Annotated in this window: 10 protein-coding genes; 6 read left to right on the top strand and 4 right to left on the bottom strand. The window is 58.1% G+C overall.

Going from position 1 to position 15,894, the window contains the following annotated elements:
* Window positions 1–8: 8 nt before the first annotated feature.
* The 4 genes from RCJ00_RS08600 (at window position 9) to nagA (ending at window position 4,259) form a co-directional block, all read left to right on the top strand.
* Window positions 9–1,301, top strand: a complete 1,293-nt coding sequence (locus RCJ00_RS08600) for a sugar MFS transporter (RefSeq protein WP_316221393.1) — start codon at window positions 9–11, stop codon at window positions 1,299–1,301.
* A gap of 18 nt (window positions 1,302–1,319) precedes the next feature.
* Window positions 1,320–2,228 (top strand): glucosamine kinase nucleotide-binding domain-containing protein, encoded by a 909-nt coding sequence (locus RCJ00_RS08595; protein WP_316221392.1) that lies wholly within the window; start codon window positions 1,320–1,322, stop codon window positions 2,226–2,228.
* A gap of 44 nt (window positions 2,229–2,272) precedes the next feature.
* Window positions 2,273–3,010, top strand: coding sequence for a GntR family transcriptional regulator (locus tag RCJ00_RS08590; protein ID WP_316221391.1), 738 nt, complete (start codon window positions 2,273–2,275; stop codon window positions 3,008–3,010).
* A 97-nt stretch (window positions 3,011–3,107) separates the two neighbouring features.
* Entirely contained in the window at window positions 3,108–4,259 is a 1,152-nt protein-coding gene (gene nagA, locus RCJ00_RS08585; protein ID WP_316221390.1) for an N-acetylglucosamine-6-phosphate deacetylase, read from the top strand.
* A gap of 152 nt (window positions 4,260–4,411) precedes the next feature.
* Here nagA and RCJ00_RS08580 read toward each other — a convergent pair whose 3' ends face one another.
* Window positions 4,412–6,043, bottom strand: a complete 1,632-nt coding sequence (locus tag RCJ00_RS08580; protein ID WP_316221389.1) for an alpha-L-fucosidase — start codon at window positions 6,041–6,043, stop codon at window positions 4,412–4,414.
* A gap of 34 nt (window positions 6,044–6,077) precedes the next feature.
* Window positions 6,078–8,579 carry a beta-galactosidase GalA gene (gene galA / locus RCJ00_RS08575; protein ID WP_316221388.1) on the bottom strand — a complete coding sequence of 834 codons (2,502 nt, stop codon included), beginning with the start codon at window positions 8,577–8,579 and terminating at the stop codon, window positions 6,078–6,080.
* A 197-nt stretch (window positions 8,580–8,776) separates the two neighbouring features.
* On the opposite strand from galA, the gene RCJ00_RS08570 reads away from it, so the two are divergent.
* Both RCJ00_RS08570 and RCJ00_RS08565 read left to right on the top strand, forming a co-directional pair.
* Window positions 8,777–9,856 (top strand): family 43 glycosylhydrolase, encoded by a 1,080-nt coding sequence (locus RCJ00_RS08570; RefSeq protein WP_316221387.1) that lies wholly within the window; start codon window positions 8,777–8,779, stop codon window positions 9,854–9,856.
* Between the two features lie 61 nt (window positions 9,857–9,917).
* The gene (locus RCJ00_RS08565; protein WP_316221386.1) at window positions 9,918–12,107 is read left to right on the top strand and encodes a GH92 family glycosyl hydrolase; all 2,190 of its coding nucleotides are present in this window, start codon (window positions 9,918–9,920) and stop codon (window positions 12,105–12,107) included.
* Between the two features lie 13 nt (window positions 12,108–12,120).
* On the opposite strand, the gene RCJ00_RS08560 is transcribed toward RCJ00_RS08565, so the two are convergent.
* Entirely contained in the window at window positions 12,121–13,959 is a 1,839-nt protein-coding gene (locus RCJ00_RS08560) for a beta-galactosidase (protein ID WP_316221385.1), read from the bottom strand.
* A gap of 567 nt (window positions 13,960–14,526) precedes the next feature.
* A complete protein-coding gene (locus tag RCJ00_RS08555) occupies window positions 14,527–15,570 on the bottom strand; it encodes a glycoside hydrolase family 5 protein (RefSeq protein WP_316221384.1) in 1,044 nt (347 codons plus the stop codon).
* Window positions 15,571–15,894 lie beyond the last annotated feature (324 nt).

Below are 15,894 nucleotides of genomic sequence, written 5' to 3'. Positions count from 1 at the left end.
AGCGTCTCATGGCCAGTCCGCCCATTTCCTCCCAACCCACCCCGCTCGATGCCCAATCGTCGCGTCTGGCGGTGACGATCATAAGCGGCCTGTTCTTCATCTTCGGGTTTGTCACCTGGCTGAACAGCCCCCTGATCACCTTCGTAAAGCTTGCCTTTACGCTCGATGATGTCTCCGCCTTCCTCGTGCCAATGGCATTCTACATGTCCTACTTCTTCCTTGCCTTGCCGTCTGCGGCCATCCTGAGGAAAACGGGCATGAAAAAGGGCATGGCGATCGGCTTGTTTGTCATGGCGATCGGGGCGGCCGTTTTCGGTCAGTTCACCACCTTACGCCTCTTTCCCGGCGCGCTGACCGGCCTGTTCATCATTGGTGCTGGGCTGTCGCTGCTGCAAACGGCCTCGAACCCTTACATATCTATTGCGGGCCCTATCGAACGCGCTGCCCAGCGCATCGCCATTCTCGGCATCTGCAATAAGATCGCCGGCGCGCTGGCGCCGGTCGTCTTCGGGCTTCTGGTCATGCAGGGGGTCGGCGAACTGGACGCCAAGGTTCAGGCCCTGACCGATCCGGCGGCGCGTGAAGCGCTTCTCGATGCGTTCGCACACAAGGTCTATGGACCCTATATGGCTATGGCCGTCCTTCTGGCTTTACTGGCCTACGGCCTCCTGAAGTCGCCCCTGCCGGAAATCAGCGATACCGTCAACGTGCCCACGACCGGCGAGACGGACAAGCGCAGTCTGTTCAGCTTTCCCAATCTGTGGCTGGGCTTTGTCTGCATCTTCTTCTATGTCGGGGTTGAGGTGATGGCCGGCGACGCCATTGGCACCTATGGACATGCCTTCGGCCTGCCGCTCGACGAAACCAAGTTCCTGGGCACCGCCACCATGGTCGCCATGCTGATTGGCTACATCCTTGGATTTGTCACAATCCCGCGGTTCGTCTCACAGGAACGCTATCTGGCCCTCTCGGCCATACTGGGCGTGCTCCTAACCGCCTGCGCCTATCTGACAAAAGGGTATGTGTCAGTCGGTTGTGTCGCTGCCTTGGGATTCGCCAATGCCATGATGTGGCCGGCTATCTTCCCGCTTGGTATTCGCGGGCTGGGGCGATTTACGGAAACCGGCGCTGCGATCCTGGTCATGGGGATCGCCGGCGGTGCGGTGCTGCCCCAGCTGTTTGCCTACTTCAAGGCGCATTACGACTTCCAGCTTGTCTTTCTGCTCATCATGGCGCCCGCCTACCTGTATATTCTCCTCTTCGCCCTTTTCGCCGGTCGTCAGACCAAGCCTGCCGCCTAATCTTCAGAGTTCATGTCCATGTTACAGGCCAATAAGCCCCTCTATTATATCGGTATCGACGGCGGCGGCACCAAGTGCCGAGCCCGTCTGAGAAACCGCGCCGGCCAGCTGCTGGGAGAAGGGTTGGGCGGCCCATCCAATATCCGGCTTGGGTTGGGCGAAGTTTGGCACAACATTATGATGTCAGTTGACGAAGCCTTGTCCGCAGCCGGTCTTACCCATGCGGATCTCGAGGATATTCATCTCGGGTTGGGCCTTGCGGGGATTACCTCTTCGACCAGCGCTCAGGTGACCATTGATTCCGGTCCGGGCTTTGGCGCCATCTACGCGTCCAGCGATGCGCACGCGGCGTGCCTTGGCGCCTTTTCCGGCGATGACGGTGCCATCCTAATTACGGGCACGGGCAGCGCAGGTTATATTTTTTCCAACGGCGTGGGGCAATCCATCGGCGGATGGGGTTTCGAAGTCGGTGACGATGGGTCTGCGGCGGGTCTGGGGCGGTCAGCCTTGCGGGCGGCCCTGCGCAGTCACGATCAAATTGCGCCTGTCTCCGATATGACGCGGGAGATAATCGCCGAGCTTGGCGGTCATACCGCCGACGTCATTGCTTTCGTCACGACGGCGACCCCGAGTGATTTTGGCGCCATGGCGCCCATGATCATGCGTCACGCCATGAATCGAGATGCGGTGGCCTTGCAGCTGGTACAGGATGTGGCGGACGAAGTGGGCCGCTATATCGCCAGGCTGCGCGACATAGGCGCTGTGCGCATTGCACTGGTCGGAGGACTGGCCGAGCCCATCCTGCCGTGGCTCAATCCGGCCGTACGGTGTCTCTTGACGGCGCCCGAACAGGACGCAGTCGAAGGCGCTATTCTGTTGGCGCAGGGGCTGGGCAGTGGGTTTAACTCTCTGAGTGAACTTGTATGAGGGCGCCGCCGGAAGATAGGCCAGCCGACCATAAGGCCAGTTTTATGGAAACGATCGGTCCGCTCATCTCGACCGACACAACGCCCTTATATCTGCAGATTCAGGCCAGGCTGCGTGAAGCAATTGTCAGCAAGGTTTTTATGCCGGGCATGGCCCTGCCAACCGAACGGCATCTGGCTGAGGGTTTCGATGTCTCGCGCATCACCGTCAGAAAGGCTTTGGAAGGCCTGATGCTGGAGGGGCTGGTTACGCGGCGGCGCGGTTCTGGGACATTTGTCGCTCACCGCCTGGAAAAGAGCTTTTCCGCCTTGTCATCCTTTTCCGAAGACATGATTTCTCGGGGACGTCGACCGGAATCACGCTGGCTAAGCAAGACGGAAGGCGTCGTCACCCCTGAAGAAGCGCTGGCGCTGGGTTTATCTCCCGGCGCGCAGGTGTGCCGGTTTCAGCGTCTGCGCATCGCAGACGGCGCCGTGATGGCCTTGGAGTATACCACCGTCCCCAGCTTTTGCCTGCCTTCGCCCGGTCTGGTGCGGGAGTCGCTTTATGCCGCCTTGGAAAGCACGGGTCATCGCCCGGCGCGGGCCCTGCAAAGACTGCGGGCCCTCGCTCTCGATGCGCGCCAGGCTGAAAAATTGGGTGTCGCTCCGGGGGATCCGGGCTTGTTTATTGAGCGCCGCGGCTTTCTTGCCGATGGGCGGACCTGTGAGATCAATCACTCCTACTACCGCTGCGACGCCTATGACGTCGTTGCGGAAATCAATCAGATCGGCGGCGTTTAGGCCCATTTCCAGGATCGATTTATGCCCAAACCTATCTCCACAGACGCGCCACCCCACCTGCTAAAGGTCACCGAGACCCTGTGAGTTCAAGACAGCTATGACAAAAAGCCTTTGCTTTACCAACGGACACGTTCTTACGCCGCACGGTCGCGAGCACGCCCTCTATGTTAACGAGGGCCAGATTGCCAGCTACGTCGCTGCGCCGGCTACTGAGACCATTGATTTGGAGGATGGCTTTCTTGTGCCCGGGTTTCTGGATACGCAGGTCAATGGCGGTGGCGGAGTTCTATTCAATGACTCACCGGATGTGCAGACGATCGCGGCGATCGGCGATGCACATGCGCAATTCGGTACGACCGGCTTTCTGCCGACGCTGATCAGTGACCGGCCAGCGGTTATCGACCGGGCCATGCGCGCCGTTGAGGCCGCCATTGCGGCGGGTGTTGCAGGCGTGCTGGGTATTCACATCGAGGGCCCGTTTATTGCCGAAGCGCGAAAAGGAATTCACGATCCGGCCATGTTCAGAAAACTGGATGCCGAGACGAAGGCCCTGCTTGGCAGCCTGAAGCACGGGCGCACCTTGGTTACACTGGCGCCGGAAACATGTACCCCTGAAGATATCGCAGACTTGACGGCAATGGGGGTGACCGTGGCTGCCGGTCACACGGACGCCAGCTATGAGAATGTCCGCGCCGCCCTCGGTGCCGGGCTAACCGGGTTTACGCATCTTTATAATGCCATGTCCCCGCTTCAGCATCGCAGCCCCGGCGCCGTGGGCGCGGCTTTGGAAGATGAAGCCAGCTATTGCGGGCTAATTATGGACGGGTATCATCTGCATCCTGCGGCGGCACGGGTTGCCTTACGCTGCAAGGGGCCTCAGCGCCTGATGCTCGTGACGGACGCCATGCCAACGGTCGGTGCGGACACGGATCGGTTCCTCCTTGGTGACAAGCTCATTACCGCCGTAGACGGCAAGTGCGTAGACAATAATGGAACCTTGGCCGGCTCGGCCCTGGATATGATCTCGGCCGTTCGCAATGCAATGCGCGATCTTCGTATTGGGCTTGAGGACGCCGTCTTTATGGCGGCGTCCGCGCCGGCGGCCTTCATGGGCGTGTCAGATATAACGGGCAGCCTGAAGCCGGGACTGCGGGCGGATATGGTCTGGCTGAATCGGGAGTTTTCCGTCCGTGGGGTTTGGCGAAACGGATCCAGATACGGGTTGGAAGGCTCGCTACGCGCGGCCTGAACTCATGGCATTTTACTCAGTCGGTCTTCCCAATTAAGCGTTGAGTTCCTCCCCGAACTTTGGAAGGCAGGCCTTGGGCGCTCACATCGTCGCTAGGTGAGCGCCCATTTTTTTGCCGTATGCGGCCCGATTTAAAGCAAGGCCGCTCCGGGCTAGGCCGTCAAGCCCTCTCCCATGATTTTCAGCGCCGGTGTGAAAGACGGGCGGGCGCCGGGCAGCTTTATCGTCAGGCCACCCATGCCGAGCTCGAAGTCGAGCGCTTGACCATGCCCCAGCAGTTCGACCCGATCGATCCGGCCCTTGCGCTGTGGCCTGCCCGACGCCATGCAGGTCAGGACGAGGAAGCCACTGTCAGGCCAGTCTTGGGCGATTGCGTAAAGCGCGCCGCCCTTGGTGGTATAGCGGATATCTTCGTAGGTAAACGGCTTGGCGTCGCCTTCATTCATCATGCCTTCGACCGGCAGGAACGGGCCTTCGCCATAGATGTCCCACGGACGGGTAGCAAAGATCGCGTCTCCATTGATCGCCAACCACTCCCCGACACCCGTGACGATCTTCTCCTCTTTTTCATCAATAGACCCGTCGGCGCGAACCGGAATGTTGAGAAGAAGATTGCCGTTTTTGGATACCACGTCACACAGGCGTTGTATCACCTGCTTGGCGGTTTTGTAGCCGTCCCGTTCATATAGTGGGCGATCATAATGCCAGTTGCCGATGCAGGTATCGGTTTGCCAGGGCAAGGGGCGTAAATGGTCTGAGAAGCCCCGTTCAACATCCTCGACAATGGCGCGGCGTTGCAGCTCGTCGAGTTTCTTGCCGTTGATGACGACATCCACCTTGCCGTGCCAGTCGAGGCTGCGATTATAGAAATAGGCCGCTGCGTCCAGACCCGCTTGTTCTAGCGGCAGGCCATAGTCGTCAAAATACAGAAGGTCTGGCTTGTAGGTGTCGATCATGTCCTGGGTCCGCGCCAGCCACTTTTTGACAAAATAGGGGTCGTGGGGTGGGACGGTTTCAAGCCATTGGCCCGAATGCGCCTCGTGGTAGGCGCCCATTGCCTTGATTGTATCTATGCCTTCGGGCGGCACCATATCGCCTTGAGGACCGGTATAGAGTTCCTGCGGATCCAGGCCGTCCCACCACAGACCCCTGCCGTCAGCTTTTTTCAGACGGTAGGCGTCATAGCGCAATCCCCGGACTGGGCCTTCGGGATCATAGCCATAGGCGGTCTGCCACCAGTGCCAGGCATGTGAGAGGTGGTTGGATAAGCCAAAGCGCAGGCCGTGATCCCGGGCGGCCTTGGCCCATCCGGCCATGGTATCGCGCTTGGGACCGACCTTGGCGATGTTCCAAGCCTGGTACTTGGAGTCGAACATATCGAAGTTGTCGTGGTGGCCGGCCATGGCGACGAAATATTTGGCACCGGCCTTTTTATAGAGGCCAACCAGCCGGTCGGGGTCCCAGGCGTCGATTGTCCAGTTCTTGAGGAGTTCCATGAAACCGAACTGGGCCGGATGACCGTATGTCTTGACGTGATGATCGTAGGCTCTGTCACCCTGTAGGTACATGCTGCGCGCATACCAGTCGCCGAATTCCGCAATACACTGCGGTCCCCAATGGGCCCAAAAGCCAAGCTTGGCATCGCGAAACCAATCCGGCGTTTGATAGCCAGACGCCAGCGACGACCAGGCCCCCGTAAACCGCCGGCCTTTTGACTGGGCGTTAGGGGCGATTACGCTGCTGGCGGTCGCCGCCGCGATTACTGAACGCCTTGAAATCTGCATTACATTCTCCGAAAAAGTATGACAATTTAGGCAATCAGTCGGCGTGCGCCGTCAAGCTCAGACGGGCGGTGGGCAGACCGTCCGTAGAGGCTGTTATGACGACAGGCGCGGGTGAGGCGGCGCGTCGCGCACGCACAACCGCCTGGGCGAGACCGTTGAAAAGATGGCGGGACGAGGCTTGGTCGGCTTCCAGACTGGTCGGGTTGCCATTGCCAACACCGGCAATCCGTGCAGGTCCGGAGACAGCAAACTGTATCAGGTTGTCGGCGGTAGGCAGCGGCGTACCATTTTGGTCGAAAAGTTCAGCTCTCACCAACACGATATCTTGTCCGTCGGTACGCAACTCTGCCCTGTCCGAGGTGATCGTCAGTCGGGTCGCGAGCCCCGCAGTCCGGCGGGAGGTCTTCATGACCACCTTTTCGCCCTTGAAACCGTAAGCCACGAGTTCGCCCGGTACGTAGGGCACCGTCCATTGGACATGCCCGTCCTTGGGTACGGTCTGGACACCGAGTGAGCGTTTATTGAGGAAGAGTTCTACGCGGTCCAGATTGCTGTAAGCCCAGACGTCGATTGGCTGACCCTCGCGGCCTTGCCATGTCCAGTGCGGTAGCAGGTGGAGCACCGGTGCGGACTGCCACCAGGCCTTATAGTAATAGTAGATATCTTTTGGGAAGCCGCAGGTATCGAGGATGCCAAAGTGTGATGATATTTCCGGCCATCGGTTAAAGGGCGTCGGCTCACCGCGATAGTCGAATCCAGTCCAGACGAGCCCGCCGGACAGGTAGGGTTTGGCGTTGTATAGCGACCACCACGCGCTGGCGGTCAAGGCGTAGGACGGCGCATCCAGATCATAGGCCCTGACATAACCCTTCACCTCATCGCGGACATATTCGCCACGCGTGGATACGGCGCTGGCTGTTTCGGTCCCGATGATGGGCATGTCCGGATACAGCTTCCGGAAGGGCTCGATACTCGATTCATGATAGTTGAAGCCCATGACGTCCAGGGCAGGCGTAATCCCTTGGCCCTGGTAATGGTTCATGGCGGCCGTAATCGGGCGGGTAGGGTCGAGGGACTTGATAAGCCGGCGCATTTCCGTGGCGATCTTGAGCCCGCGTTCGGTACCTTGCTGGGCGGTTTCCTCGTTACCGATCGACCAGAGTATGACACTGGGATGGTTGCGGTCGCGCCGGATGAGCGTTTCCAGCTGGCTCAGGCCCTCAGGTGTCGCGGTCATGAGGCGGGTTTCGTCGATGACAAGCATACCCAGTTCGTCGCAGGCGTTTAAAATGGCCTCTGACGGCATGTTGTGCGCGCACCGCCAGGCATTGGCGCCCATATCTTTCAGTTCTTTGACGCGCCAAAAATGCAGGGCGTCGGGAACGCCGGTACCCACGCCGGCGTGGTCCTCATGGTTATTCGCGCCGCGAATTTTCAAACCCTTGCCATTCAGGAAAAAGCCATCCTTGGCGTCGAAACGGATGTCACGAAGGCCGAAGCGCGCGGTATAGACATCCAGACACTCCCCCTTTTCCCAAATCTCGCAGCGCGCTGTATACAGATGCGGATCGTCCAGATTCCACAGCTTCGGATTGGCTACCGCACAGGATTGGGCGACGCGCCCCTCGCTGAACGCGGGCACCTCCAGCGATGAACTGACCTTGGCCGCAGGGCGCCCGGCGCCATCATATATCTGGCTGACTAGGTCCAGGGTTCGGGCGGTTCCGGAGGCATTTTTGATCGCCGTCTCCAAGGCTATGGCGCCGGACGTTTCCCCGCGGACGCAGACGCCCCATTGGGGAATATGGACCTTATGTGTCTTGACGAGCCAGACGTGGCGATAGATGCCGGCGCCCTCGTAAAACCAACCTTCACCCAGGCTGGCGTCGGTCCTGACCAGCAGGATGTTTGGGCCGCTGGTATTGATATAGCTGGTGATATCGACATTGAACGGCGTGTAGCCGCTCTCATGGCGGGTCAGGATATAGCCGTTGAGAATAATTAGGGCGTCCCTGAAGACGCCGTCAAATTCAAGCGTCAGGGTTTTGTTGGCGTCTGCTGCCGTCAGGTCAAACACCTTGCGATACCAGCCGATGCTGTTTTCGGGAAACCGGCGGCCAATCGCCTTATAGCCATGACCCGCGCCAGGGTCGCCGTCTTCCGGGTTTTCCGGCGGAATGAAATAATCGTTGCGCGCGAAGGGCAGGGTCACGGCCCAGTCGTGCGGGAGGTCCACGGCTTGCCAGAGGTGCGCATCGAAGTCGGCGCGCGCGGGTTCGGCGATTTCGTCTTTGCCTTGCTTGGCATAGGTCTTCTGGTCGCGCCCGAAACCGAAGTCCCTGTTGACGTCGGCGGCGTGCCCCAGGGCAAAACGCCAGTCGAAATCGAAGAGTATCCGCTCCCGCGGCGCCAGCGCGGTTGAGGCCTGAGTGGACGACCCGCTGCCGGCTTTGCTTTGCGCCGCGAAGACAGGCAGCGGCAAGGCGGTCAATGCGGTGGCGGCGTATATGACCGCGCGTCGGTCTGGATTTTTCATAGACGTTTCCATTTTCGAACCCCCGTACTCAGGCAGGCGCGCGCGTGAGCTGGCGGGCAATTGGTTTGCCAATATGGGCTAGACTACATGGCTTTTTGCGAATGGATAGCGAAAAAATGCGCAAGCAGTCGCTAGATTATCACCTTTGGCGCACTTTTCGGCTGAAATAGACGCTTTAGCGGCCAAAAAACACAATATTGGCGGGCCAATATTTGATATCTAGGCAATGCTCGGGTAAAAATTCGTTTGCCAATTTTCATTTCGAATATAAATTAATCAGACAATTTAGCGTGACGGAGGATGATGTGGGATTGGTCGGTACACGGTTTGGGAAGACGCTCGTTACTTTTGCCATGGTAGCCTTCGGGGCCACCGTCTCCGTCCCCGCCTCAGCAGGTACGCCGATTTCTCAGCGTTTTACAGCCGATCCGTCGCCGCACTATTTCAATGGCCGGTACTATCTGTATGCCACCAATGACCAGGACAACTCAGGAAAATATTGGGATTCCACCGACTGGCGTGTTTTCAGCTCGACAGACCTGCAACACTGGAAAGATGACGGCTCTTTCTTATCTGTGTCCGTGTTCAAATGGGCGCGTCCGGATGCCAAGGCTTGGGCGCCAGAGGCGGCCAAGCGCAATGGTAAATACTACTACTACGCACCCGTCGGCGGGGACAAGATCGGGGTCGCGGTCAGCCGAAGCCCTGAGGGGCCATTTGTTGACGCTCGCAGCGACGCACTGATTGACAAGGCCAGGGATGCCAATGCCGGCGCCGAGCCCATTGATCCGGCCGTGCTGATTGATGATGACGGGCAAGCCTATCTTGTTTTCGGGACGCGCGTGCCGAAAATCGTTCGGTTGAAAAAGGACATGATCCACACTGACGGGCCGATCGAAGACCTCGTCATTAGGGGCTTCCCGGCGGAGGACCCTAAGAAAAAATATGGTGAGGCACCGTTCCTGCATAAGCACAACGGGCTCTACTATTTCAGTTTTTCGACGGGGTGGCCGGGCCAGATCGTCTATGCGACGTCACGATCGCCGATGGGACCTTATGCTTATCGGGGCGTGATCCTCGACTACCTGCCAATTTCGACCAACCACCAGGCGATTATTGAGCATAAGGGCAAGTCCTGGCTCTTCTATCATGACAACCTGCTTCCCGGCGGTGGCGATTTCAAGCGGTCCATCGCCATAGAACCTATGACCTATAATCCTGACGGAACAATCAACCAGGTTTACCCGACGAAATCCCTTGGCTCGCCTACGCCTTAAACCTTTTGTCGCCTGGGGCGATCACCATAAACTCAGGACGGGGCCGTATCAGGAGATGGAAATGAAGATCGTCGGATGTCGCCTTCTGGCGTGTCTTTTACTGCTGGCTCCCATGTCTGCCGGGGCAGGGCAGCCACTTTACCAATATGTGAACCCGATGGTGGGTGTGGGTAATGACAATCAGGGTGACACCGTGCCCGGTCCCGCCTTGCCCTCAGGCTCCATACATCCCAGTCCCGAAACCCTGACCGGCAGCAACGCCGGCTACGACCCGGCGGCCCCGATCAGCGGCTTTGCCCAATTGCACACCCAAGGGGCGGGCGGGGTGACGACCTATGGCACATTTCTGGTTTCGCCGCAGATTGGCATGCCGGTATTCGATGAAGCCGATCACCTGTCCGATAAGCAGGACGAGCGCGCGGCCGCCGATATGTACGAGGTCACGCTGACACGGTATCGGACACATGTGGCGGTAACCCCCGCCCACTATGCCGCCATCTATCGTTTCTCCTTTCCGCAGAGCGACCAGGCGCAACTCGTGTTCGACATCACCCGCAAGATTAAGGGGCTTACCGCGTCTGATCTCGCTGACCTCACTCTCTATCCGTCCGAAGGCAAGATCATTGGCCACGTGAAGGCGAAAGGGTATTGGAATCCGGCCCTGGTCGACATTTGGTTCTGCGCCAAGGTGAACCAGCCGCCCAAGACATGGGGTATCTTCCAAAACGGCCAGAGTCTGGCTGGGCAGACGACAGCCCAATCGACCGCAGACCAGCGATTAGGCGCATGGTGGACCTTCGACACACAGGGTGAGACACCCGTCTTGATGAAGATCGCCGTCTCCTTTACCTCGGCCGCCAAGGCCCAGGCCTTGTTGGATGAGGACATTCCGGGCTGGGATTTTGAGACGGTGCGCGAGGACGCGCAAAAGGCCTGGGATAAAACGCTTGGCCAAATCGAAATTTCAGGCGTGCCGGACCCTGACCTTACGCGGTTCTATACCGCGCTTTATCATACGGCCATCCAACCGCGTGACCGCTCGCGCGACCAGTCAAGCGCCAATCTCGGCACGCCGCACTGGGATGACTATTATACGCTATGGGATACATATCGCACTGAGTTTCCATTGATGTCGTTGATCCGGCCGCGCGACTATGCCGGCAATATTGCCTCTATCGTGCGGGCATTTGATCAATATGGTGCGTTCGACACGGCTTTTATCGCCGGCCACCCTTATCACGTTGGCCAAGGGGGTGACGAGGTCGACAATATCATTGGCGAAGGTCTGATCCGCGGTGTGCCGGGCGTCAATTGGCGTGAGGCCTACCGCGTTACGCATTTTAATGCCTTCCAACGTCGCAGCCCGCGCTATCAAAGCCAGCAATATTTCGCGGTTGGCGACAGAAGTCCGGAACCGGACAATCAGCGCGCACGCTCTGGCTCATCCACTATCGGCTTCGCGTTAAATGATTACTATGCCGCCAAGCTGGCCGCGGCCACCGGACATAAAACGGAGGCGCGTCTGCTGCTATCGCGTTCGAAAGCGTGGCGTCAGGTCTGGAACCCAAAGGCGGAAAGTGACGGATTTCAAGGCTTCATCCAACCCAAATATCCAGACGGCGGTTTTCAGCCGATAGACCCGAAGCTGGGCTGGGATGGCAAAACCTATAACAATGTCGGTTTTTACGAAGGAACGTCGTGGATCTATTCTTACGACATGCTGCACGACATTTCCGGAATGGTTGCCGCCATGGGCGGACGCGAGATGTTCGTCAAGCGTCTGGACCATGCCTTGTCGTCCGGCCTGATCGATATTACCAATGAACCCTCGTTCGCCACGCCCTGGCTCTTTAGTAATGTGGGGCGGCCGGATTTGAGCGCCTATTGGGCCGATCAGGTTTTCAAGAAATTCACAGCCGATGCCTATCCCGGAGACGAGGATAACGGCGCCATGAGCTCACACTACGTCTTCAACCGCATCGGTTTGTTCCCGAAACTGGGAACCGACCTGTTCTATCTGCACGGTCCTCACCAGCCACAGACGGTTATTCATCTGGAAAACGGCAAAACCTTTACGATTATCGCGCGCAATGCGGGACCGGAAGCGATCTATATTCAGAAGGCGCTCTTGAATGGCGTACCCGTATCCGCCCCCTGGATATCGCAGGCTGATATCATGAGGGGCGGCAGGTTAGATCTGACACTCGGTGTGCGGCCGGGGCATTGGCTAAGCCAATCTCCAAGCAAATAGGCTTGGCCGGCACCTAAAGGCCTGATCCAGGCAGATCCCAGATCTGCTTGGGGCTGGCGGCAAGGCTGCGATCGGCACCGGGGTGCAGATCGAGAACAATCACCTCATTCTCACCAGTCTTGAGCCAGCTTGCGGGCACGAACAAAGCCTGTTGGGGCCCAACCGACCAATAGCGCCCCAGATTGTGGCCGTTTATCCAAACGTGACCCTTACCCCAGCCGCGCATGTCAAGGAAGGTGTAGCCGGTTTCTGCCAGGGTGAAGGTGGCGCGATAAAACGCTGGGCCGGTGCTGGGGCCGGTGGAAAAGGCCAGCTTCGACACATTGTCGAGCGGCAGAGAAAAATGGTCCCATCCCGTGAGCGCCGCGTCACCGAGCTTCGCGTCGCCAATCAACCCCTTTTGGTCCTTGCCGATATTGGCGCCGTAATTGCAATGCCCCATCGTATCGACGAGAATGTCGAGCCGGTCGCCCGCCTTGACCGAAACATCCATGCCGGTTTCCCTGTAGCGGCGGTCAAGCGCTCCCAGCGCCCGGCCGTTTACCCCAACGATTGCGTAGTCACGCACATCGCCAAAGCGTAGCTTGCCCTCTGCGGCGGTTTTGGACGTATGGCGATATAGAACGAGGCCGTTGTTTTGTCCGAGGGCTTCCAGCGTCTGTGGTGATGTGGATGTTACGGGGGCAGGCAAAAGCTGATCCAAAGCCGCGCCCTGCGTCAGGCGGAACCGGGGCAGGCTGATGGCTTTCTCAGGCTCGGGCATGGGCGCGAACGTGTCTGCGGGCAGATAGGCTTTGAACAAGGCCTGGACCGCCAGGTATTTGGGCGTTGGCCGGCCGGCCTCGTCCAGGAGCGCGTCATAGTCGTAACTGGAAATCTGCGGCTGATATCCATCCTTGTTCCAATTGGCGCCGGCCGTAAAGCCAAACGATGTGCCCCCGTGCAGCATGTAGAAGCTGATGGAGTACTTATGCTCCAGCATCCATTTCAGGCTGTCGATCAGGGGTTGGGTGGGCATGGTCTCATGGATACGGCCGAAGGAGTCGAACCAGCCGCCCCATAGCTCCGAACAGAAATAGGGGCCCGTTGGCCGAACCTTGGCGCGATCGGCAAATTCCTTTTCCGCCTTGGCCATGGTGCCGAAATTGATACCGCCCACCAGGCCAGGGATTGAACCATTGGCAAAATATTCCGCTGGATCCGCCGTATAGAGCATGCCGGCAAAGCCCGCCGCGCGGAGCGCCTTCATTTGCTGGGCCAGGTAGTTTTGGTCCTTGCCGAAGGCACCATACTCATTTTCGACCTGCGTCAGAATGATGGGGCCGCCCTTGTCGATCAACAGGGGAGTGAGTTCCTGGCCAAGCCGTTTCAGCCAGGTCTGGACCGGTTTGAAATATCGGGGATCGGTGGAACGCGGTTGAATGTCGGGCGTCGGGAGCAGCCATGCGGGGAAACCGCCGCCATCCCATTCGGCGCAGACATAGGGGCCTGGGCGCAGATTGACCCACAAGCCTTCTTCCTGCGCCATGCGGATATAGGCGGCGATGTCGAGATTATCTGAAAAATTATAATGACCAGGGGTCGGTTCGTGGGCATTCCAGAAGACATAGGTCGTCAGGGTATTGAGCCCCATCGCCTTCAGCTTACGCATGCGGTCGCGCCAGCACGCCCGTGGAATCCGCGGATAGTGCATTTCTCCCGCCAGAATCTGAAAGGGCTTGCCATCCAGCAGGAACTGGGACCCGTCCGCTTCGAACCGCGCCGTGGCGGCAAGCGCCGGTGCCACGGGCGTCAGGATGCCGGCGGCGACAAGGGTGGCTGAAGATTTCAAAAACGAGCGTCGGCTGTCCATTTATATATTCCATAATAGGGTAAGCGCTGCCCGGCGAGGGCGGCGTGCGGCTTTCCTGGCATTTTGTAAGACAATTAAGCGTCAGGCAATATGAAAAGCGATACCCGATGAAGCGCGTCTACCTTGTAGACAGATCCAATGTTAAACGCTTCGAAGCTCAGAAAACGACTAATATGCTGAATAGATATATGTTTTCTTCCCCGTTGATCTATCTGTCCGGTCAGTAATTGGTCGCCAACCTATCAAAATAACACAAAGGTGATCGACAAATGACGGCATGAAGCCCCCCTGACGAGCCATCGCTTCAGATGAGGCGCGCCAGCGAGACCCCTCTACTGGAGCGAATACCTAGGTGCGCGGGGCAGAAGCGCTTCATTGGTATTCTCTTTTTCAGCTCAAGCGCCGCATAGGCGATGGCGGGCAGTTGCCCTTGCCAGACGTCATGCCAGAGCAAAAAGACGGGTTCGATTATCCACGACCAAGTGGCGATCCCACTGCAGGCGGTCTTGATTTAGTGCGGCTAGTTCATGTCGTTGGGGCGTTTATGACAGAGACTCGTGGAGAAGCTTATTTTTTGCCAGCGACCGTGAGCAGGGCGTCCAGAATGTCCTGATCCTTGACGGCGAGGGTGGTTCGATCGATTAGGCTCCCGGTGTCCCATAGGAAGGGCATTAGACCGTTTGCCAGAGCTTGTTGGGCGACATATTTGTTCCAGTAGGTCACTGAAGCATTGTGCTTTACCAGGTCCAGCGGCGTGGTTTTGCGCCAGCAGCCGAACTCCCCCATGATGACCGGGATGCCCTTGTCGACGAAGTGCGTCTTCATCGCTTGCATCTGCTGGTCGACATAGTCCTCCTCACCCCATGTGGCATTGCGGTCAGGCTCTATCGTCGAGTGGTTGTTTTTACCCCAGTAGTAGAACATCTTGCCCCAGGACTGATCTGTGGTGATGACTGTAAGCTGGGAAGGCGCATAGTAGTGGATTTCGAACATTAGACGATTTGCCGCTGTATCGGTGGGCATGTTTGTCCACAGAGAGACGGCATATTCTGTGTTTGTGCTTGGCGCCTGAACGACCAGAACACGGTAGGCGTTTTTGCCACCGGTCGCCCGCACGGCGTTGACAAAAGTCTGGTGGTAAGCGTTTAGGGCGTTCATCTGCGTGGCCTTATCGGCCGCGGGTTCATTTGCACTGGCGAATATCAAACGCTCATCAAAGTCGCGTAAGTGTGTGGCGATCTGCTCCCAGAAAGCTTTTTGCTTTGCGGCGACCGCGTCCTTGCTGGCATCATCGACGTGATTTTCCAGCCACCCGCCGTCCCAGTGGATATTGAGTACGACGTAGAGGTCGGCATTTATGCAGTATTGCACGACCACCTTCACGCGGTCGAGCCAAGTGGCCGAAATCTTGGCCGTCGTCTTATCCGCATACTGATCCCATGAGCAAGGCAGTCGGATGGCGTCGAAGCCCAATGACTTATACTTGTTCACCAGATCCTGGGTGATCATCGGATTGCCCCAGGCGGTCTCCCCTCCCGTGGCTTCCAGTGTATTTCCAATATTGACGGCCAGCTTGATCTTGGCGGCGACACCGACTGCGGTGGTGGTCATGCCCGCCGAATCCGCGGGAATTGGGCTCGTATTGTAGCTTGGGTAAAGCCACGAGGACGAAGAGCTTGAAGACGATGAGGAGGATGAAGACGACGACGATGACGACGATGACGACGATCCGCCGGATGAACCCGATGATCCTGAGGTGCCGCCACCCCCGCCACCACACGCGCTGCAGGTGCCTGCGATTGCAGCTGTCGACAATAGAAACTTACGCCTACCAATCGTCATGGGCTTTTCCTTAGTGTTTTCTTTTATCGGCAGTAAGGTCTGCGCGTTCGTGTCCGGATATGGTCTGTGCCTGCGAGGCACCGGAACGGTCAC

Origin of the sequence: Asticcacaulis aquihabitans (assembly GCF_032490435.1) — a bacterium.
Classification (GTDB): Bacteria; Pseudomonadota; Alphaproteobacteria; order Caulobacterales; family Caulobacteraceae; genus Asticcacaulis.
The sequence above is the reverse complement of the archived record's forward strand: the minus strand, read 5'-3'. Positions and strand labels throughout refer to the sequence as shown.